A 20,299-nucleotide genomic window follows, 5' to 3' on the forward strand; every position below is an offset into this window, starting at 1 on the left:
GTACATGCCCGTGCAACCGGGAACAATCCCGGATCAGCGGCGGCGACGGTGTGATGTATTTTCGATTATAGATCCGATACGGGACTATTTTGCCGCCTGCGCCGCTCCGACGAATCTTATATTGTCCAAGCCGCGCAATCGGACAGCAGGGGGCGGGCGCGTGTCCATCGAACATCTGATCCTCATCGCCGTCGTGCAGGGGATCACGGAATTCCTGCCGATCAGCTCGTCAGGCCACCTGATCCTCGTCCCGACCCTGACCGGCGCGGCCGACCAGGGCCTGGTGATCGACGTGGCGGTCCATGTGGGTACGCTGCTGGCGGTCTGTCTCTATCTGTGGCGCGATATCGGACGCATGACCGCCGGCACCCTGCGCGGTCTGCGCGGCCGCCGCGATCCCGGCTTCCGTCTCGCCCTGCAGATCGTCCTGGCCACCATCCCGGTCATCGCCGCCGGCTACGCCCTGCAGCGTTACCTGGGTGGCATGCCGCGCTCGCCGGAAATCGTCGCCTGGGCGACGCTGGGCTTCGGCATCCTGCTCGGTGTGGTCGACTATGTCGGCATGACGATCCGGCGGATCGAGCACATGCGGTACGGCGAGGCGCTGTTCGTCGGCCTTGCCCAGGTGCTGGCGCTGATTCCGGGCACCAGCCGCTCCGGCATCACCATGACCGCGGCCCGCGCGCTCGGCTACGAACGCCAGGAGGCGGCCCGCTTCTCCATGCTCATGGGCATCCCGACGATCCTCGCCGCCGGCACCCTGGTCGGGCTTGACCTCTACGAGGCGGGCGACGCCCGGCTCACCGCCGACGCGCTGCTCGCCGGCGGCCTGTCCTTCATCGCCGCCCTGATCTCCATCGCCCTGATGATGGGTTGGTTGAAGCGGGCGAGCTTCCTGCCCTTCGTGGTCTACCGCATCCTGATGGGTGGCGGATTGCTGATCTGGCTCTATACGGCTTGAGGCGCACTGCCTACTCTCGGCCTCAAGAGCATCGGAGGGAGCCGAGATGACCGAATATGCCGAGCACCAGAGCCTCACGGCCTTCGCCGACCAGACCGACAACCCCAAGGCGCTGGGCTTCGACCCCGGGCGGCTGGCCCGGATCGGCGACTGGATGGAGCGCTATGTCGAGGCCGGCAAGCTGCCCTATGCCATGACCGCCATCCTGCGCGGCGGCGAGATCGCCTATCTGGACGCCCGCGGCTACACCGATCCGGACGCCCGACAGGCGCCAGCGGTCGATCATCTCGCCCGCATCTATTCCATGACCAAGCCGATCGTCACGGCAGCGGCCATGACCTATTACGAGGAGGCGCGGTTCCAGCTGGAAGACCCGATCTCGCGCTTCCTGCCGGAATTCGCCGAGCCGCGGGTCTATGTCTCCGGCGAGGGCGACAGCATGGTGACACGGCCCGCCGAGGGACCGATCACCATCCGCCAGCTCATGACCCATACCGCCGGGCTGACCTACGGCTTCTTCGATCCGGGCCCGATCGGCGCGGCCTACCGCAAGAACAACGTCAACTACTTCCCCGGCAAGGAGACCGTCGCCGAGGTCACCCAGCGCACCGCCGCGGTGCCGCTGCTGTTCGAGCCCGGCAGCCAGTGGACCTATTCGGTCGCCATCGACGTGCTCGGCCGGCTGGTCGAGGTGGTCGCCGGCAAGCCCCTGGGCGAGGTGCTGCGCGAGCGGATCTTCGAGCCGCTCGGTATGTTGGACACCGCCTTCGGCGCGCCGGAGGACAAGCTCGACCGCTTCGTGCCCTGCTACGAGAAATCCGGCCAGGGCATGAAGCGCGGCGAGGAGGCGGCGACCTCCAAGTTCCTCGGCAAACAGGTCATGGAATCCGGTGGCGGCGGGCTGGTCGGCACGCTGCCCGACTACCTGCGCTTCATGGAGATGATGCGCCGGGGCGGGACCTTCGGCGCGGCCCGCATCCTGGGGCGCAAGACCGTCGATCTGATGATGTCGAACCACCTGCCGGGCGACATCGCCTCCATGGGCCAGTCGAGCTTCTCGGAGATGCCGATGGTCGGCATCGGCTTCGGCCTCGGCGGCTCGATCCTGCTCGACACCGCCGCCGCCCAGATCCCCGGCAGCGCCGGCGAATTCGCCTGGGGCGGGGTGGCGAGCACCGGCTTCTGGATCGACCGGGCGGAGGAGATCTCCGCCGTGTTCTTCACCCAGCTCACCCCGTCCTCCGCCTGGCCGCTGCGCCGGGAGCTGCGGGTGCTGACCTATCAGTCGCTGGTCGACTGAGGCTCGGCAGGCGTTTCCTTCTCCTCGCGTGGCGGGCCGTCATAGTCCGCCACGCCGGCGGCCACGGCGGAGCAGGCCAGGCGGATATATTTCGGGATCTGCACCTTCTCGCCGTCGCGCTCGCCCTTCTCGTAATACTGGACGACGCGGCGCTTGAGGCCGAGCGCCTCGGCGGCCTCTTTCTGCGAGAGCTTCAGCGTCTTGCGCCATCGCTTGAAGTCCGCCGACTTCATCACATTGGAATCGTTGGACTGTTTAGCCACGGACACCCTCGCATTCGGTTGTGCCGGGATTTAACAGCTTCTTAAGCATCCAGCCAATATAAAATGCGCACGACGTGCGGTTTTAGCCTTGAAAGGACGCACGGTGTGCGCATATGTATATTTCTGGAAAAACGGAGGGCATGATGGCACGTCATCTTTTTCTGCATAACGGCATCGCTTATGAAGGCGAGCTCGCCCTGTTCAAGAGCGCCCATGTCGGCGCGTCCAGCGCTCAGGCCGAGGCCGATCTGCCGGGCCTGCGTCCGGGCTTCATGTACAGCGTGACCGACGGCGCAGAGACCCGGATCATGGACGACGAGGTGGCGGTCCACCGCTACATGTTCAGCCATCCCGGCGCGACGGTAACGACGGTGCCGATGAGCCACTGATCCGTCGCGGCCGTTCCTATCCCGGGAACGGTCCGTCGCCGGCGCGTTCGCAGGCCGCCAGAAGCTGGCCGCGCAATACCTCTGAGATCGGCACGGAGCGACGGGCCCGCGGATCGAAGCAGACGGCGGTCGCCACCGCCGTCACCCGGCAGGTCCCGTCCACGAAGATCCCCTGCTCCACCCGGCAGGACGTGTTGCCGAAGCGCGTGACCCGCGTCCCGGTCCACGCGATGCCGGGGAAACGGATCTCCCGCACGAAATCCACCTCCAGGCGCCGCACCACCCAGGTGGTCTCCGGCGAGCCGCCCTCGGCGGCGGCACTGTAGAGGTTCTCGCCCGCCGCCATGAACATCCGGACCCGGCCGTTCTCCAGGAACACGCCGATCGCGTTGTTGTTCACGTGCCCGACGATGTCGAGATCGCCGGCGCGCAACCGCTCCTGGGTCCAGAAGGCGAAGCTGGAAGGCGTGCTCGGATCGAAGGCGGCGTCGGTCATGGAAGGTCCCCGGAAGCGTGAGGCCTCCTCAATAGTCGAGCTCGTAGGTGACGCCAACCCGGCTTTGGGAATCCGCACCCACATCTGTCTCCACCGAGATGCTGTCGGTCACCTCGACCTCCACCACCGCCCGGCTGGACGCCCCGGACAGACCCTGCTGCAGCTTCAGGAACACGCCCGGCGCGATGTACTTGCCCACCGACAGCGACGCGCCGACCGAGCCGTCATCGGCGGTGCTGGTGTCCACGTCGATCGTGTCGACGCCGATCGCGTCGCGCACCTGCTCGGTGATGCCCGGACCGGAGCCGAAGCTGCCGGAGAGGATCGCCGCCGACCGGGCCAGCTTCAGCGCCTGAATGGGCGTCAGCTCCGCCTTGGTGGAGCCGAACAGGATGTGCGACAGGATGTCCTCCTCCGGCAGGGCGGGATCGCTTTCCAAGCTGATATCCGGGTCGCTCGCCCGGCCGCCGACGATGATGGAGGCGCGGATCTCCGTCAGCTCGGCGGTCAGACGCATGTCGAGGGCCGGATCCTCGGCGTCGCCGCCGTCGAAGATCACCCGGCCCCTCTCGAAATCGAAATTCTCGCCGACCGCGCTCAGCACGCCACGCCGCACGGCGATCTGGCCGTTCACCGCCGGCGCATCGGCCAGCCCCGTGACGGTCAGGTTGCCACCCCACTCGCTGTCCAGACCGCGGCCGCGCACGAAGACCTGGCCCGGAATGTCGATCTCCAGGTCGAGACGCAGGGGTGCGCTCGGCGCCTGCTCGGCCTCCTCACGCTTCTCCTTCTCCTCGGGGTCCTCGATCACCCGGCCGTCGCGGATTTCGACCACATCGATCGAGACCACGCTGGGCGGCAGGTTCTCCGGGATGCGGATCTCCGTCGGCAGCACGGTCACCTTGCCGGCAAGCAGGTATTCCGGCGAGGCGCCGCTGGCCCGCAGGTCCATATCGATGGAGACCGAGGCCATGTCCATGTCGGAGGCGTTGAAGTTGTCCGCGGTGATGCTGATGTCCGCCGGGAACCCGGTCTCCGGGTCGGCCGACAGGCTGCCGGAGGCGGAGACGGTGCCGCCGCCGGCGGCCCGGGCGTCGAAGCGCCGGATGACCAGCTCCTGACCCTCGCCCTCGGCCCGAAGCGCCAGATCGCGCAGATAGAGTCCGGCCGACGGCACGTCGACCCGACCTTCGTCCACAGTGACCGCGCCGGACAGGGCCGGATCGCCGACCGTGCCGCCGGCCCGCACCCGCGCCTGGGCCCTGCCGGCCATCGCCACAAGGTCGATCGGCAGGAAGGCGGAGAGCCGGGCCAGATCCATGTCGGCGTCCACGCTGGCCTGCAGGCCCGCGCCCGGCTCGAAGACCGGCGGCGAACCCGCCGGACCGGCGGCGCCGTCCACCACCGCCGAGACCGTCACCGTGGCCCCGTCCCCGACGGACGCGTCGAGCCGGGCGTTCGCCTGCCGGTCGGCCAGTTTCAGCACCGCCTCGGCCACCAGCGGCGGCACGTCGGCCAGATTGGGGTCGAGGGTCCGCACCCCGGGCGTGGAGAGGGCGATGTCCGCATCGGGATTCCCGATCGGGCCGGAGACGGCGATGTCGCCGCCGATCCGCCCCTCCAGCTCCAGGCTCGGGTCGGCCAGCCGGGCCAGGGCCGCCGGCAACTCGCGGAGGGCGATGACGATGTCCAGATCGGCGGTGTCGAGCCCGGCATGGCCGCTGACCCGCCCGTCGTCGATCGCCAGATCGATGCCGTCGATGCGCGGCGCCGGGTCGAGGGCGACCTGCATCGCCCCCTGCTGGCGGATCGCCACGTCGCCCACATCCGCGTCGAGCCGGCTGACCTTGATCGGACCCGCCGCCGGATCCAGCGGGACGGAGGCCACCGCCGCGAGGACCATCGGCACGCCGGCCTCGCCCTCCGCGTTCAGGGTTACCTGGGCCACCCCACCGGTCACGTCGGCGCCGAGCACCGCCGTCTTTAGCGTGGCCCCGTCCACCGTCGCCCCGCGTACCGTCAGGTCGACGCGTCCGTTGGCCTTGCCGGTCGCGTCGGCCAGCGAGGCTTCCAGCAGAACGCGGTCCACCGTCGGGCCGTCGGCCACGGCCAGGGAGTTGGCGTCCAGGGTCAGGCCGACACCCTGGCCGTTGCGGTCCGTGAGACTGAGCGCGCCGGCGACGCTGCCGCCGGTGATCGGCACGTCCAGGGCGGTGCCGACGATGCCGAGATCGGCGATGGCGATCTCCAGATCGCCGCGGGCCAGCGTGCTGTCGAGTGCGACCGACGCGTCGCCTGAAACCGTGGTGCCGAGCCCGTCGAGCGACACGCCGCTGACCCGCAGCACCCCGTCGCCCAGGGCATAGCCAAAGGCCAGATCCACCGGCTCGCCGCGGAAGCCTAGGGACGCCGTCACATCCCCGGCCGGGCGGTCCGGCAGGCCGGCGACGGTGGCAGAGCCGGTGATCTCGTCCACCGGAGTGCCGGCCGCCACCAGATCGGAAATCCGCCAGGAGGCGGAGGCCGCCGGCGCCTCCAGGGTGCCGCCAAACGCCACGGCGACAGCGGCCGCACCGGACAGGTCGGAACCGGCGATGCCGCTCAGCGCCGACAGGTCGGCGGCGGCGAGGTCGATCCGGCCGCCGATCCCCCCACCGTCGAGATCGAGGGAGACGTCGCCGGTCGCCCGGGCGGCGTCGGCGATCAACTCCAGCCCGATCACCTCCAGCCGCCGATCGGGGCCCAGGCTGATGCCGGCGATCAGGCTCGGCGCCGGGCCGATCAGTCCGCCCAGGGCCGGATCACCCAGCCCGAAGTCAGAGCCGAAAACCGAGAGGGTGGCGGACACCGTCAGCGGGTCGAGATCGACGGTGCCGTCCAGTTCCACCTCGGCGGCGCCCGACAGATCCAGGCCGGCCAGATCGTTGAACCGGCCGAGATCGCCGGCCGTCAGCCGCAGAGTCGGGGTCAGCCGGTTGCCGTCGGTGACCGTCGCGCGCCCCTCCAGCGTCGCCGCATCCGTGGTGAGCGCCAGGCGGTCGACGGTCGCATCCCCGGTCTCCGGGGCCACCACACCGGCCGCGGTCAGTGCCAGCCGGGGACCGAGCAGGCCGGCGGTATCGAAGCCCTCCAGCGCCGGCGTCGCCACGTTGCCGTCCAGGGCGACGCGGATCTCCGACGGCAACTCGGCCAGCGCCTGCTGCGCCTCGGCGGTCAGGGTCAGGGCGAGACCGTCGAGCGAAATGCCCTCCGCCACCGGCGCGCCCTCGACCGTCGCCACCAGCCGGCGCCCCTGCTCGTCCAGCCGGACGGAGAGCCCGAGATTGCCGCCAAGCGCCGATCCGGCAAGGTCGGCGAAGACGCCGAGCTCCGGCACCGCCAGATCCGCCTGGGCCGCCACCGGCGTGCCGGCCGCATCGACCTCCGCCGACGCCTGCAGGGTGGCCGCCGGCAGGGCGACCTCCAGGCTCTCCAGGCGGGCGCTGCCGTCGGGACGGGTCCGGGCCATCAGGGCAAGGTCGATCGGCTCGGCCAGCAATGCCCGCAGATCCGGCGGGGCGAGTGCGGCGGCGGCGACGCTCCCGTCCACCGCCAGGCCGTAGCCCTCGGCCGAGGAAGTCACCACCAGGTCCAGATCCAGCCGCGCCTGCGGTCCGAACCCGCCTTCCAGCGCGCCCTGCCAGCGTTCCAGCCCGCCCTCCCCGGTCAGCGACAGGGCGAGGGCCGGGCGGCCTTCGACGCCCAACAGCCCGGCGACCAGCCCCCCTTCGGGCTCGCGCAGGCTGAGATCCGCGCGCAGCACGCCGCTGGACGGCACCAGGGCGGCATCGATCTCCGCCCGGGCCGGCGGGCCCTGCGGCCGCACCGCCTCGATCCAGCCGCCGGCCCGGACCGCGTCGGCGGTGAGGGCCGCCGACAGGTCGGCGGTGACCGTCACCCGCTCGCCGGCGATGGCGGGGCCGAGGGTCAGGGCATCGACCGACAGCCGGTCCAGGGCGACCTCGATCCCAGGCACCTCGAACTTGAGGGACAGCGGCTCGGGGTCTTCCGGTACCGGCTCCTCCGGCGTCTCGGGCAGCACCGGCAGACGCTCCAGACCGGCATCCGCGAGGGCCAGGACGTTCACCGACACCCGGCCGGCCAGCAGGTCGAGCAGCGTCCAGTCGAGCAGCAGCGACCCGGCCCGGGCGAACTGCCCCTGGTCGTCATAGGCGGCGACGTCGCGCAGCTCGATCCGGCCCGGCAGGGTGCCGTCGATGGCGCCGATGCTGACGCGCACGGGCCCGTCGGCCGTCGCCTCCTCCACCAGGGCGATGATCCGGGCCCGGCCCCAGTCGGTATTGGCGGCCGCGACCAGCCCCAGCACCGCGACCATGAGGACCGCGATCACGCCGGCGAGGATGAGGAGCGCGCGCCGCAGCATGGCTCAGAACGCCTGGCCGAGGCTGAAATAGACCTGGAAGACGTCGTCGCTGTCGCGCGGATTCAGGGGGAAGGCGATGTCGGCACGGATCGGGCCGATCGCGGTGAAGTAACGGAAGCCCAGGCCGGCCGCCCATTGCAGTTCCTCATCCAGGCTCGGCAGTTCCTGGTCGTAGACCTGGCCGGCATCGACGAACGGGACGATGCCGAAGTCGCCGAAGGCCCGCCAGCGCAGCTCCAGGCCGAAATCCAGCAGGGCACTGCCGCCGGTCGGCTCGTTGCCGGCATCCAGCGGTCCGACGCTCTGCAGCGCGTACCCCCGTACCGAGCCGGAGCCGCCGGCATAGAACCGCTTGTCGGCCGGCAGGTTGCCGGTCGAGGCGCCGACGATGGAGCCGATCCCGGCCCGGCCGGCCAGCACCAGGTCGCCCTCCTCGTCCAGGGCGAAGTACCGGGAATGGCGCAGGGACGTGGAATAGAAGGACAGGGTGGAGCCGAGGCTCTCCAGATACGGCGTGAACTTCAGCCGGGTGCGCCCGCCCCGGGTCGGATTCAGCAGGTCGTTGGAGGTGTCGATGGAGGCGCCCAGCGGAATGCCGACCAGGGTGAACCGGTCCTCGGTGCCGTTCTCCTCGATCCGCGAGCGCTCCAGGCTGAGGCCGTAATCCACCGACAGGGCCTCGGACAGGCGCCGGTCGAACCGGCCGGAGAGCTTGTAGCTCTCGCTGTCGTAGCTGTCGGTGTACTGCTCGATGTACCCGGTCTCTATGGTGAAGGTCTGATCGGTCACCAGGACGTCCGGAAGGGTGAAGGCGCCGGTCAGGCTGGTCTCCACCTCGGCGACGGTCACCTCCGTGCGCAGCTTCTCCGCGCCGCCGAAGAGGTTGCGGTGTTCCCAATGGGCGCGGGTGCCGAGCCCTTCGGAGGTCGAATAGCTGATGCCGGCACCGATGCTGCGGGGCGGATGCTCGCGCACGGTGACGGTGACCGGCAGCAGACCGTCCGGGCCGACCTCGTCCGCGAAGGCGATGCCGGCGCTGTCGAACAGGCCGGTGCTGGCCAACGCCCGTCGGCCCTTGTCGAGCGCGCGGATATCCACCGGCGCACCATAGGTCCAGGGCAGGCGGCGCACGATGTAGTCGCGCTCGATGCTCTCATTGCCCTCCACGGTGACGGCCCCGTACCGCGCCCTGCCCTTCGGATCGACCCGGAAGATCAGATCCATGGTCTTGGCGTCGCGGTCGATCACCGCCTTGCGGTCCACCAGCTCGGCCAGGGGATAGGCCTGCTCCTGCAGCAGGCGGATCAGGGTGGTCTCGGCGTTCACCACCGCGGACGACTTCGCCGGCGCGCCCCGTTCCAGGCCCAGATCCTCGCGCGGCAGGCTGATATCGGCGGGTATCTGCCCCTGGCCGTCCGCCTCTTCGGCGGCGCGGACGGACACGTCGGCGAAGGTGTAGACGTCGCCGGGGTCGCCATAGACCAGGACGCGGACCGGGCCCTCCGGCGTGGCCGGATCGTCGATCCGGGGCACGAAGACCGCGTCGTAATAGCCCAGCGAACGGGCGACCCGGTTGAAGATCTCCTCGTCCTCGCGCGCCCGGCGTTCCAGGGCGGCGCGCGAGATCGGCAGGTCGTCGATGCGCGACTTCAGCACCGAGCTTTCCGCCACCAGGGATCTCAGCTCACCGGTACCGTCGAGCCCCTCGATGGTGACCTCGTAGACGATGCCGGCCTGCTCGTCCTGCGCCGGATCCTGCGCGAAAGCAGGGCAGATTCCGCCCGCGAACAGCAGGAGTGCCAAAACGGAAAACAACGCAAAGCGCATGAGCGCGGCCGGACCTTTAGTGGTCAGAACCTTCGGGTATAAGGGCCGATAGACTGGGAGTCACGCCTTGCCGCTGCCGCCGGCGGATCGCCGGCATCACTCCTCCGGCATCTCGATCGGCTCGCGGGTGATGCGCTCTCCGGGCTTGTGGGTCAGCACGACGGCCAGGACGACCACGAGACCGATGGCCAGGCAGATCGTCGTGAACAGATTGAAGGCGTAGGTGTGGAGGTAGAACACCCCGACCACGCCCAGCAGCACGAAGGCGATGACCAGCAGCCCCCAGTGCCACGCCTTGCCGATGAAGATGTCAGCCATGGGCCCCTCCCTTGCTGCCGGCGAACTGGGGCGCCGGATCGCGCCGCCGCATCAGGGCGACGGCGGCGCCGAGCGCGAGACCGCCCAGGGACAGGATGACGCCGGGCACCCCGAGGATATCGACGGTCGGCGGCATCAGGGCCAGCACCGCCGCGGCGAACACCGCCAGACGCTGCAGCCCCTTGAGCGGACCGTAGAGCCAGGATTCCAGGGCGGCCGAAAGCAGCCACAGCCCGGCCACCGCCGCCACGGTGGAATACACGGTCCACAGCACCGACCCCTCGAACAGCAGGGACGGATTATAGACGAAGGCGAACGGCACCAGATATTTGGCGATGCCGACGCGCGCCGACTCCACCGCCGTCGCCATGGGCGGTGTCTTGGCGATCGCCGCGCCGGCGAAGGCCGCCAGGGCCACCGGTGGCGTGATGGTCGAGACCACGCCGAAGTAGAAGGCGAACAGATGGGCCGCCATCGGCAGCACATCCAGCTTCTCCAGCGACGGCACGATCAGCGCCGAGACGGTGATGTAGACCGCCGTTGTGGTCATCCCCATGCCCAGCACGATCGCCGCGATCGCCGTCAGGGAGAGCAGGATCAGCAGATTGCCGCCGGACATGTCGATCACCGACTGGGTGAACTTCAGGCCGAGGCCGGAGACGAAGACCGAGCCGATGATGATGCCGGCACAGGCGCAGGCCACGGTCACCGGCACCGTCGACCGGATGCCGCTCTCGAAAGCCGCCAGGATATCGGCCGGACTCATCCGGGTCGCGGGTCGGATGAAGCTGAGGCCGACCAGCGCCAGAATACCCCAGAACGCCGACTTCATCGGCGTGTAGCCGGTCACCAGGAAGAAGATCAGCACGCCCAGCGCGAACAGCAGGTGCCAGCCGTCCTTGAGCACCTCCAGGGCGCGCGGCAGCCGGTCCTTGGAGATCCGCTCGATCCCGGTCTTCTCCGCCTCAAAATGCACCATGAAGTAGATGGTGGCGAAGTAGAGGAAGGCCGGGATGACGGCGGCCAGGATCACGTAGACGTAGGGCAGCGCCAGGTTCTCGGCGATGATGAAGGCGGCCGCGCCCATGATCGGCGGCGTGATCTGCCCGCCCGACGAGGCGCAGGCCTCCACCGCGGCGGCGAATTTCGGGCGATAGCCGAGCTTCTTCATCAGCGGGATGGTGAAGGAGCCGGTGGTCACCACGTTGGCCACGGCCGATCCGGACACCGTTCCCATGAAACCGGAGGCGACCGTGGCCGCCTTGGCCGGCCCGCCGACCCGGTGACCGGTCAGGGACACGGCGAGGTCGATGAAGAACTTGCCGGCACCGGAACGGATCAGCAGGCCGCCGAAGATGATGAACAGCACGATGTAGGTCGCCGCGACGTGCAGCGGCAGGCCGAAGATGCCGTCGGTGCTCATGAACATCGTGTCGATGTACTTCGCCGGCCGGGTCGGCGGGCCGTAGAAGAAGCCGAAGAACTTGTGGGCGTACAGCGCGTGGAAGATGAAGAAACCGGTCACGCAGACCATCGCCAGGCCGACGGTGCGGCGGGTCGCCTCCAGCACCAGGGCGATGCACAGGGTACCGACGATCAGATCGCCCTGCTCCTTGGAGCCCAGGCGCAGCTGGAAGGCGTCGATATCCCACATGGTCCAGACATGGACAAAGATCACCGCCAGCACGAGGCCCAGGTCGATGCCGAAGCCCAGCTTCTTCATCGGGCTATCGATCGGCTCGAAATGCGACCGGCGGAACAGCGGGTTGATCAGCAGCGCCAGAACCATCATCACCGTGAGGTGGGTGGTGCGGAACGAGCGGCCCTCCGGCGTGCCGAACTCGGCGACGTAGAGGTGGAAGAAGGAGAGCGCAACCGCGATCACCACGCAGAACAGGGTGATGGTCCAGGACAACGTCCAGCGCTTCTGCACCAGCAGGCGCTCGAGAAACGTGACCTCCTTGACCTCGCCGTAGTCGAGGGCGTTTTCCGTCTGGCTCATCGCGGCCGTCCCGGCTGTCTAATCTCAGGAATGGAATCGCTAAGCGGACGCCGGAAGGCCCGGCGTCCGCGAAGATCGGCGCTGCGGGGCGATCAGCTCGCCGGACGCACGCCCTTCTCTTCGTAATAGCGTGCCGCACCCGGATGCACCGGCACCGAGGCCCCGTTCAGGGCATTCTCGAGGGTCACGTCGTTCCACGTCTTCTTCACCTCGGCGAAGGCGGCGTGGTTGTCCCAGAAGATGGTCATCATCTGGTAGACGAGGTCGTCCGGCAGATCCTTGCTGACGATCATGCTGGTGACGATGCCCAGGGTCGGGATGTCCTGCTCCACACCCTCATAGGCCGCCGGCGTGATCGCGCCCCGGATGTAGCCCGGGTTGGCCTTGATGATCTCGGTCAGCTTCGGCTCCGGCACGCCGATGAAGCGCAGGCCCGGGCTGTGGTTCAGTTCGATGAACGACGCCTGCGGCATCGAGGTGGCGGCCATGAACACGTCGATATGGCCGTCCTTCATCAGAGCCACGGACTCGGTGTAATCCACGTAGTGGACGGTGCCGCCGTTGTTCTTGATGTCGTTGAAGTTGAAGCCGTAGGCCTGCAGAATCGACTCGGCGAAGGCCGTGCCGGTCCAGCCGGTCTTGCCCGGCGAAATGTTGGCGTCCTTCATGTCCTCGAAGGACATGATCTTGCTGTCGCTGGGCACCGCGACCTGGAAGGTCGACGGATAGAGCGTGGCGAAATAGGCGATGTCCTTGACCGCCTTGTCGAACTTGCCCTTGCCCTCGTAACCGTTCGCGGCCGTATGGGCATAGGTCCAGCCGATCTCCGCGTCGCCGCCGCCGACCGCCTTGACGTTGGCGATGCCGCCGCCGGACGTGTTGGACGCGGCCACGCCGTCGATGTTGTCCTGCATGACCTGCATGATCTTGGCGCCGAGCGGATACCAGGAACCGCCCGAGGGGCCGGAGACCATGCGGACGAACTGATCGGCACTGGCGCCGGTCGCACCAAGGGCCAGAATGGGGGCGGCTACCATCGCCGCACGTGCGAGACGTCTCATCGTGTTTCCTCCATCACCTTCAATTCTCACCGGCCGTCTCATGCGGCCGTCCGACTGCAAAATTGCATCAGAGTGCCAGGGAGGCAAGAGACCATGCACGCCTAGAAGGGGATCGGAAGGGTCCAGGGCGCCGCGCCGAACCGGAAATTCTCAGCCGCGCAGGCGCTCTTCGGGCAGATAGAGATGGGCCGTCGTGCCTTCGCCGACGGTGCTCGTCAGGACCAGGGAGCCGTCATGCAGCTCCGCCAGGGTGCGCGACAGGGCCAGGCCGAGGCCCAGTCCCTCGGAGGCGCGCACCTGCGCATGGTCGCCGCGCACGAACGGCTCCATGACGCGCTTCAATTCCTCGGGAGAAATGCCGAAGCCGGTATCGCTGACCGCGATGTCGAGCCCGCCGTCGGAGGATCGGCGGATCGACAGCGCGATCCGGCCGCCGCTCTGGGTGAACTTCACCGCGTTGGACAGCAGATTGATGACGATCTGACGGATCTTCGACGGGTCGCAGCGCAGCGGCGGCAGGTCGGGATCGACCGCGACCGTCAGGGTCAGACCCTGAGAAGACGCCCGCTCGGCGATCAGGGCCTTGCAGGTCGATGCCAGCTCGGCCAGCGGAACCAGCTCTTCCTCCAGGGTGATGCGGCCGCTTTCCAGACGCGAGAGATCCATGGCCTGGCCGATCAGGATGTCGAGATGCTCGCCGGCATGCACGATGTTGCTGGCGTACTCGGTATAGCGCTTGTTGCCGATCGGCCCCCAGAGTTCCGCCTCGATCGCCTGACCGAAGCCGATGATCGCGTTCAGCGGCGTGCGCAGCTCGTGGCTGAGACTGGCGAATCCGTCATGGCGGGTCCGGTCGATCTCCCGCGCATGCTCGCGCGCCATCGCCAGGTCGCCGGCCAGCGCGTAGTTCTCCAGCCGCAGGCTGATGCTCTCCACCAGGGTCCGCGAGACCACCCGGCCCCAGGCCACCACGGCGCCGAAATAGGGGATGCCGATCACGCCGATGGTCTGCAGGACCGGCTGATCCGAGACCAGGAAGCCGCCGACCGGCGGAACCACCACGATCACCAGGTAGCCCAGGAAGCAGCGCCACCAGATGGCGAAGGAGAACACCGCCCCCGCCGCCAGGGCGGCGATGCTGGCGGCGTAGAGGGTGACCGCCTCGAGCGGCATCTGGCCGGAATACAGCAGGATCGAGGGCATGGCCCAGCCGGTGGCGGACGCCAGCACCCCGAGATCGTGGACCAGCGCCCAACCGCGGTGGTTCGTTCCGGTGATGCGGCGGCGGCGCGCCAGATTCCAGGCATAGACCCGGCCGGTCGCCAGGACCACATGCACGGCCATCCACGCCATGGCCAGCTCGAGCCCGACCACGCCGATACCGATATACGCCAGGACGACAGCCGCAAAGGTGCTCGCCAGCACCGAGGCCGGCGACCTGTACAGATAGCGAACCCGTTCCGTATCCAACGCGTCGCTCGACACGCCGAATCCCGGACCGGTCCCCCCTCTCCCCTCGAAGGCGGGAGCGGCCATGACTGACCTCCCAATAGGCTCAGGCGGCACTCGGTGCCGCCCTGTGCGGCGACGCTACAAAGCTGAAAGTTAAGGATTGGTTGATTTGTAAGTGGGCCTCCATCCCCGCCGTCGTTTACGAAATAAGTCCTCTGCTGGCATGCCAGTCAGCGATAGATTCGTTCGGATATTCCTCGAAGCACTGATCGCCGGGGTCGACCGCGGGCACCACCCAGGGCGCCCTGGATCCCAGCATCAGATGGACCTTCTCCGGCGGCACCGGCAGGGCGGTGTCGATCGCCGAGGCGAAGGGATGGATGAGGTCGGGCCAGCGGCTGTCCCAGGCCCAGAGCATGCTGCCGCAGTGGGCGCAGAAGCGCCGGCCGAGCGGGCTCGGGCCGTCCGGCCCCTCGGCGTGATAGACCGTCACATGGTCCCCGCCCTCGACGCTGAGGGAGGCCGCCTCGCCGCCGAGATTGATCGCGAAGCCGCCGCCGCCGGCGGTCTTTCGGCAGATCGAGCAGTAACAGAGGTTGAAGGGATAGGGGTGGGCGCTCTCGACGCTGAACCGCACCTTCCCGCAATGACAGGAGCCTTCGAGCTTCATTCCCCCCTCCTCTGTGTCACACCTCAGTGCGGGCGGTCGCCCTGCAGCGTCACCCGCCGCATGTGCCGGCGGTGTCCCTCGTAGTCGTTCACCGCCCGGTGCATCAGACAGCGGTTGTCCCAGACCGCGACCGAGCCGCGCTCCCAGCGGAACCGGCATACGAACTCGTCGCGGATCGCGTGGGCGTAGAGAAAGTCGAGCAGCGGCTTGGACTCCGCCTCGCTCCAGTCCCTGAAGCGGATCGTGTAGTTCGGGTTGACGAACAGCCCCTTGCGGCCGGTCTCCGGATGGGTGCGCACCACCGGATGCTCGATCAGCTTGTCGCCCTCCTCGTTGGCGTCGATCGCCATCGAGACCGAGGTGTTCCGGCCGCCCTGGAACTTCGACTGGCTTCCATAGGAGCGGATGCCGCTATGCAGCGCCGTCATCCCCTCCAGGCTGCGCTTCAGGCCGTCGGACAGGGTCTCGTAGGCGGCGTAGAGGTCGGCGAACAGCGTGTCGCCCCCGCGCGGCGGCACGTCGAGCGCGTAGAGCAGCGACCCCATCGCCGGCGTTTCCAGGAAGCTTGTGTCGGTGTGCCAGTTACCGCCAAAGTTGTATTTCCCGACGTCCTCGGCCTCCTTGACGATGTCGATGATCTCCGGATGGCCGTCCAGCGACTTCACGAAGGGGATCGCCACAGGCTCGCCGAACAGCCGGGCGGCGCGCTTCTGGCGCTCGGGGTCGTCCAGGTCCTGGTCGCGGAAGAACACCACCGAATTGGCCAGAAACGCCGCGTGCACCTCCGCCGCCTGGGCGTTGGACAGCGGCGCGCCAAGATCGACGCCGCGGATGACGGCGCCGATCGAGCCGCCGAGCGGTTCAACGGCGATGGTGTCGTAGCTGGTCATGATGGCGTCCTCCGCACGTTCCCGTTTTGCGACAGTCTAGCCGCTGAAAACGGGAGCGCGAACAGGCGAATGTAGCCACCGATTGAGGTTCTTCTCACACACTTCGTGTGATGCCGCCGTCTACCCTCAGATTCTGTCCGGTGATGTAGGACGACGCGTCGGAGACCAGGAAGGCGGCCACGTCGGCGATCTCCTCGGCCCGGCCGTAGCGGCCCATGGGGATTCGGGCGCGGAACGCCTCCTTTTCCGGCCGGCTGTCGATGAAGCCCGGAAGGATATTGTTCATGCGGATGCCGGCGGCGGCGTATTTGTCGGTCACCAGCTTGGTGAAGGCGGCGAGCCCGGCGCGGAACACGCCGGAGGTGGGGAACGCCTCCTCCGGCTCGAAGGCGGCATAGGTGGAGATGTTGACGATCGTCCCGCCGCTCTGCTTCTCCATGACCGGCACGACCAGACGGGTCATGCGGATCACGTTCATCAGGTAGACGTCGAGGCCCAGGTGCCAGTCCTCGTCGGTGAGGTCGAGCACCGGCCCCTTCGGACCGTGGCCGGCGGAGTTCACCACCGCGTCGATCCGCCCCCACTTGTCGAGAGCGGCATCGACCAGCGCCTTCAGTACGTCGGGCTCCAGGTTGGAGCCGGTCACCGAGATACCGCCGAGTTCCCGCGCGAGATCCTCGCCCTTGCCGGACGAGGAGTTGATGGCGACGGCATACCCGTCCGCCGCCAGCTTCCGCGCGATCGCCGCGCCCATCCCGGAGCCGGCGGCGGTGATCAGAGCGACTTTGGTGTCGGGCATTCCGTGCCTCTCCAGCTCAATGAATCTCCGGCTCCGGCGTCGCCATGGTGCCCATCAGCACGTCGAAGTCGCAGCCCTTGTCGGCCTGGGTGATGTGGTCGGCGTAGATCGCGCCGAAGCCGCGCTCGAACTTGCGCTGGGGCGGGGTCCAGGCGGCCTTGCGGGCGGCCAGATCCTCGTCGGACACGTCCAGATGCAGGCGACGGCCGTCGACGTCGAGCTCGATCATGTCGCCGTCCTGCACGAAGGCCAGCGGGCCGCCGACCCAGCTTTCGGGCGCCACATGCAGCACGCAGGTGCCATAGCTGGTGCCGGACATGCGGGCGTCGGAGATCCGCACCATGTCGCGGATGCCCATCTCCAGGATCTTCTTGGGGATCGGCAGCATGCCCCATTCCGGCATGCCCGGCCCGCCCTGGGGACCGGCATGCTTGAGCACGATGACGCTGTCCGGCGTGACCTCGAGGTTCGGATCGTCCAGGCGGGCGGCCATGTCGTTGTAGTCGGCGAAGACCACCGCCGGGCCGCGGTGCTTCATGAACTTCGGGTCCATGGCGGTCTGCTTGATCACCGCCCCGTTGGGCGCCAGGTTGCCGCGCAGCACCGCCAGCCCGCCCTGCTTGCTCATCGGGTTGGCGCGGCGGCGGATGACCTCCTCGTTGTAGACGTCGGCGTTGGCGATATCCTCGCCCAGGGTCTTGCCGGAGACGGTCACCGCGTCGGTGTGCAGCAGGTCCTTCAACTCGCCGAGCAAAGCCGGCAGGCCGCCGGCATAGAAGAAGTCCTCCATCAGCCACCGGCCCGACGGCCGGATATCGGCCAGCCACGGCACCCGGCGCGAGATCGCGTCGAACCGGTCGAGATCGATCGGCAGGCCGAGCCGGCCGGCCATGGCGATCAGGTGGACGATGGCGTTGGTCGAGCCGCCCATGGCCATGACGGTGGAGATCGAGTTCTCGAACGCCCCCTCGGTCATGATGTCGGACGGCTTCAGGTCCTCCCAGACCATGTCGACGATGCGCCGGCCGGACAGGGCGGCCATGCGCGAATGGTTGGAATCCGGCGCGGGGATGGCGCTGGAGCCGGGCAGCGACATGCCCAGGGCCTCGACCGCGCTCATCATCGTGGCCGCCGTGCCCATGGTCATGCAGGTGCCGGGCGAGCGGGCGATGCCCTCCTCGATCTCCTCCCAGTCGCGCTCGGAGATGTTGCCGACCTTCAGCTCGGCCCAGTACTTCCAGGTGTCGGAGCCGGAGCCGAGCGTCTTGCCGTGCCAGTTGCCGCGCAGCATCGGCCCGGCGGGCACGAAGATCGACGGGATGTTCATGCTGGCCGCCCCCATCAGCAGGGCCGGCGTGGTCTTGTCGCAGCCGCCCATCAGCACCGCTCCGTCGGCCGGGTAGGAGCGCAGCAGCTCCTCGGTCTCCATGGCCAGCAGGTTGCGGTACATCATGGTGGTCGGCTTCTGGAACGGCTCCGACAGGGAGATCGCCGGCAGCTCGACCGGGAAGCCGCCAGCCTGCCACACGCCGCGCTTCACCTCTTCGGCGCGCTGGCGGAAGTGGGTGTGACAGGGGTTGATTTCGGACCAGGTGTTGACGATGGCGATCACCGGCTTGCCGTTCCAGTCCTCGCGGCTGTAGCCCATCTGCAGGGTCCGCGAGCGGTGTCCGAAGGCGCGAAGATCGGCCGCCCCGTACCAGCGCGCACTGCGCAGATCCTCGTATGTCTTGCGCGCCATGTATTTCCCTCCGGTCGCTTGCTTGGTTCTGTGTTTTGCCGCAGTCGAGCACCGCACCCGGCGGGGGTCAAGGTGCGGCGTCAGGGTGGCCGAACCGACCGCGGGCGGCCATACTCGCGGCCTGATTCGCGGAATGCGCCGGGGGGGCTCATGGAATTCGACGCACACCACCTGCTGATGATGCTGGGGTTCCTCCTGGCCGCCTATTCGGTCGTCGCCAACGACGCGATCCAGACCCTGGGAACCTTCCTCAGTTCCAACAGCCACCGGCCGTGGTGGGTGCTGTGGCTGTTCGCCGGCGGCATCCTGACGGCCGTCTTCTTCTACGGCTGGTTCGCCTATGACGGCGACATCTCCTACGGGCGCCTGGAGAAGTTCCCGATCCCGGACCTGTTCACCTGGGCCCTGGTCCTGCCGCCGCTGATCGTGCTGATTCTGACCCGCTACGGCATTCCGGTGAGCACGACCTTCCTGATCCTGACCTCGTTCACCGCCACCGCCCTGCCGGCGATGCTGGTGAAATCGATCGTCGGCTACCTGGTGGCCTTCGGCGTGGGGCTGGTGGTGTATCTGGCGATCAGCAAGCTGTTCTACAGCCGCATCCTGGCGAGCCGGGACCGCGAACCGGCCAGATACTGGGTGGCACTGCAGTGGATCTCGACCGGCTTCCTGTGGAGCCAGTGGCTGGTCCAGGACCTGGCCAACATCTTCGCCTACCTGCCGCGCAAGCTCGACATGTCGATGCTGATCTTCGCGCTGGTGGTGATGCTGGCCCTGCACGCCTATCTGTTCTACCGGCGCGGCGGCGCGATCCAGGGGATCGTGACCTCCAAGACCAACACCCAGGACATCCGCTCGGCCACGCTGATCGATTTCGCCTATGCGCTGATCCTGATCTTCTTCAAGGAATTGTCGAACGTGCCGATGAGCACCACCTGGGTGTTTCTGGGCCTGCTGGCGGGTCGGGAGATCGGCCTGGTCCTGATGCTGAAGGTGACCTCGCTGAACCAGGCGGGCCGGACCGCGGCGTCGGACATCGCCAAGGCGCTGGCCGGCCTGATCGTAAGCATCGCGGTCGCCTTCGCCATGCCGTACCTGGCGGCCTATACCGGCGGCTTCACCCACGACCACGCCCATCCGGTAACGGTCTCGCCGGATTAAGCAAGGGAGCCGACATGACCGACGCGACACCGACCGTCACCACCCCGACCGTCTCCACCCTGAGCTTCGGCCCGGACCGGGCGGCACCGAACCATCCGACCCTGCCGGTGCTTGTCCTCGGAGGCGCCGTGCCGGCCGGCACCTCGGCGCAGGAGGTGCAGGCCACTGTGCGCCGGAACGGCTGGGGCGGGGCCTGGCTTTACGGTGTGTTTCCCTATCACCACTACCACTCCAACGCCCATGAGGCGCTGATCTGCGTCGGCGGCGAGGCTGACCTGCAGCTCGGCGGCGAGAGCGGGGAGCGGGTGACGGTGAGGCGCGGCGACGCCCTGGTCCTGCCGGCGGGAACCGGACACAAGTGCCTGTCGGCCAGCGGCGATTTCCTGGTCTGCGGCTGCTATCCGCCGGGCCAGGAGAACCCCGACCTCAAGCGCGAGAACGACCCCCGCGACGGTGTGGACGCCCGGATCGCAGCCGTTCCCCTGCCGCAGACCGACCCGCTGTTCGGGCCGGTCGGACCGCTGCTGGACGCTTGGGTCCGGTAGA

General features: G+C 68.3%; 17 protein-coding genes. 5 read left to right on the forward strand and 12 right to left on the reverse strand.

The features are described 5' to 3' along the window. Positions 1-160: 160 nt before the first annotated feature. Complete coding sequence (locus G578_RS0120830; RefSeq protein ID WP_028795885.1) at positions 161-961, forward strand: undecaprenyl-diphosphate phosphatase; 801 nt, start codon at positions 161-163, stop codon at positions 959-961. A gap of 46 nt (positions 962-1,007) precedes the next feature. Next, positions 1,008-2,261: a serine hydrolase domain-containing protein gene (locus G578_RS0120835; protein WP_051245117.1), complete on the forward strand. Its 1,254-nt coding sequence runs from the start codon at positions 1,008-1,010 to the stop codon at positions 2,259-2,261. Here G578_RS0120835 and G578_RS0120840 read toward each other — a convergent pair. Beyond that, a complete protein-coding gene (locus G578_RS0120840; RefSeq protein ID WP_245565665.1) occupies positions 2,243-2,524 on the reverse strand; it encodes a helix-turn-helix domain-containing protein in 282 nt (93 codons plus the stop codon). The two genes, G578_RS0120835 and G578_RS0120840, sit on opposite strands and share 19 nt — an antisense overlap. Positions 2,525-2,667: 143 nt before the next feature. Between G578_RS0120840 and G578_RS0120845 the strand changes: the two genes are divergently transcribed. Further along, a complete protein-coding gene (locus G578_RS0120845) occupies positions 2,668-2,913 on the forward strand; it encodes a hypothetical protein (RefSeq protein WP_139189405.1) in 246 nt (81 codons plus the stop codon). Positions 2,914-2,929: 16 nt separating this feature from the next. On the opposite strand, the gene G578_RS27445 is transcribed toward G578_RS0120845, so the two are convergent. The 11 genes from G578_RS27445 to araD form a co-directional block, all read right to left on the reverse strand. After that, positions 2,930-3,409 carry an acyl-CoA thioesterase gene (locus tag G578_RS27445; protein ID WP_051245118.1) on the reverse strand — a complete coding sequence of 160 codons (480 nt, stop codon included), beginning with the start codon at positions 3,407-3,409 and terminating at the stop codon, positions 2,930-2,932. Between the two features lie 28 nt (positions 3,410-3,437). Further along, positions 3,438-7,832 carry a translocation/assembly module TamB domain-containing protein gene (locus G578_RS0120855; protein ID WP_028795889.1) on the reverse strand — a complete coding sequence of 1,465 codons (4,395 nt, stop codon included), beginning with the start codon at positions 7,830-7,832 and terminating at the stop codon, positions 3,438-3,440. A gap of 3 nt (positions 7,833-7,835) precedes the next feature. Next, positions 7,836-9,635: an autotransporter assembly complex protein TamA gene (locus tag G578_RS27450; protein WP_156907415.1), complete on the reverse strand. Its 1,800-nt coding sequence runs from the start codon at positions 9,633-9,635 to the stop codon at positions 7,836-7,838. A 120-nt stretch (positions 9,636-9,755) separates the two neighbouring features. Continuing rightward, the gene (locus tag G578_RS0120865; RefSeq protein WP_028795890.1) at positions 9,756-9,977 is read right to left on the reverse strand and encodes a hypothetical protein; all 222 of its coding nucleotides are present in this window, start codon (positions 9,975-9,977) and stop codon (positions 9,756-9,758) included. Beyond that, the gene (locus tag G578_RS27455; protein WP_051245120.1) at positions 9,970-11,979 is read right to left on the reverse strand and encodes a TRAP transporter permease; all 2,010 of its coding nucleotides are present in this window, start codon (positions 11,977-11,979) and stop codon (positions 9,970-9,972) included. Before G578_RS27455 ends, G578_RS0120865 begins: the two co-directional genes overlap by 8 nt. Before the next feature lie 92 nt (positions 11,980-12,071). After that, on the reverse strand, positions 12,072-13,040 hold the full coding sequence (locus tag G578_RS0120875) for a TAXI family TRAP transporter solute-binding subunit (protein WP_169400894.1): 969 nt from the start codon (positions 13,038-13,040) through the stop codon (positions 12,072-12,074). Between the two features lie 150 nt (positions 13,041-13,190). Continuing rightward, positions 13,191-14,576: a sensor histidine kinase gene (locus G578_RS28745; RefSeq protein ID WP_051245121.1), complete on the reverse strand. Its 1,386-nt coding sequence runs from the start codon at positions 14,574-14,576 to the stop codon at positions 13,191-13,193. Between the two features lie 115 nt (positions 14,577-14,691). Next, positions 14,692-15,162 (reverse strand): GFA family protein, encoded by a 471-nt coding sequence (locus G578_RS0120885; protein WP_028795892.1) that lies wholly within the window; start codon positions 15,160-15,162, stop codon positions 14,692-14,694. Between the two features lie 23 nt (positions 15,163-15,185). Beyond that, entirely contained in the window at positions 15,186-16,052 is an 867-nt protein-coding gene (locus G578_RS0120890; protein WP_028795893.1) for a TauD/TfdA dioxygenase family protein, read from the reverse strand. A 94-nt stretch (positions 16,053-16,146) separates the two neighbouring features. After that, positions 16,147-16,851 carry an SDR family oxidoreductase gene (locus G578_RS0120895; RefSeq protein WP_028795894.1) on the reverse strand — a complete coding sequence of 235 codons (705 nt, stop codon included), beginning with the start codon at positions 16,849-16,851 and terminating at the stop codon, positions 16,147-16,149. 16 nt (positions 16,852-16,867) lie between these two features. Next, positions 16,868-18,592, reverse strand: coding sequence for an L-arabinonate dehydratase (araD, locus tag G578_RS0120900; RefSeq protein WP_028795895.1), 1,725 nt, complete (start codon positions 18,590-18,592; stop codon positions 16,868-16,870). Positions 18,593-18,742: 150 nt separating this feature from the next. On the opposite strand from araD, the gene G578_RS27465 reads away from it, so the two are divergent. Beyond that, a complete protein-coding gene (locus tag G578_RS27465) occupies positions 18,743-19,753 on the forward strand; it encodes a hypothetical protein (protein ID WP_051245122.1) in 1,011 nt (336 codons plus the stop codon). Between the two features lie 14 nt (positions 19,754-19,767). Continuing rightward, complete coding sequence (locus tag G578_RS27470; protein WP_051245123.1) at positions 19,768-20,298, forward strand: cupin domain-containing protein; 531 nt, start codon at positions 19,768-19,770, stop codon at positions 20,296-20,298. Position 20,299 lies beyond the last annotated feature (1 nt).

It is taken from the genome of Thalassobaculum salexigens DSM 19539, assembly GCF_000423805.1.
GTDB classification, from domain to species: domain Bacteria; phylum Pseudomonadota; class Alphaproteobacteria; order Thalassobaculales; family Thalassobaculaceae; genus Thalassobaculum; species Thalassobaculum litoreum.

What these genes read in the sequence shown, in the direction of transcription:
- G578_RS0120835 (WP_051245117.1), top strand. Translation starts at nt 1,008, where the DNA reads ATGACCGAATATGCCGAGCACCAGAGCCTCACGGCCTTCGCCGACCAG.
- G578_RS0120845 (WP_139189405.1), top strand. Translation starts at nt 2,668, where the DNA reads ATGGCACGTCATCTTTTTCTGCATAACGGCATCGCTTATGAAGGCGAG.
- G578_RS27445 (WP_051245118.1), bottom strand. Translation starts at nt 3,409, where the DNA reads ATGACCGACGCCGCCTTCGATCCGAGCACGCCTTCCAGCTTCGCCTTC.
- G578_RS0120855 (WP_028795889.1), bottom strand. Translation starts at nt 7,832, where the DNA reads ATGCTGCGGCGCGCGCTCCTCATCCTCGCCGGCGTGATCGCGGTCCTC.
- G578_RS0120865 (WP_028795890.1), bottom strand. Translation starts at nt 9,977, where the DNA reads ATGGCTGACATCTTCATCGGCAAGGCGTGGCACTGGGGGCTGCTGGTC.
- G578_RS27455 (WP_051245120.1), bottom strand. Translation starts at nt 11,979, where the DNA reads ATGAGCCAGACGGAAAACGCCCTCGACTACGGCGAGGTCAAGGAGGTC.
- G578_RS0120875 (WP_169400894.1), bottom strand. Translation starts at nt 13,040, where the DNA reads ATGAGACGTCTCGCACGTGCGGCGATGGTAGCCGCCCCCATTCTGGCC.
- G578_RS28745 (WP_051245121.1), bottom strand. Translation starts at nt 14,576, where the DNA reads ATGGCCGCTCCCGCCTTCGAGGGGAGAGGGGGGACCGGTCCGGGATTC.
- G578_RS0120885 (WP_028795892.1), bottom strand. Translation starts at nt 15,162, where the DNA reads ATGAAGCTCGAAGGCTCCTGTCATTGCGGGAAGGTGCGGTTCAGCGTC.
- G578_RS0120890 (WP_028795893.1), bottom strand. Translation starts at nt 16,052, where the DNA reads ATGACCAGCTACGACACCATCGCCGTTGAACCGCTCGGCGGCTCGATC.
- G578_RS0120895 (WP_028795894.1), bottom strand. Translation starts at nt 16,851, where the DNA reads ATGCCCGACACCAAAGTCGCTCTGATCACCGCCGCCGGCTCCGGGATG.
- araD (WP_028795895.1), bottom strand. Translation starts at nt 18,592, where the DNA reads ATGGCGCGCAAGACATACGAGGATCTGCGCAGTGCGCGCTGGTACGGG.
- G578_RS27465 (WP_051245122.1), top strand. Translation starts at nt 18,743, where the DNA reads ATGGAATTCGACGCACACCACCTGCTGATGATGCTGGGGTTCCTCCTG.
- G578_RS27470 (WP_051245123.1), top strand. Translation starts at nt 19,768, where the DNA reads ATGACCGACGCGACACCGACCGTCACCACCCCGACCGTCTCCACCCTG.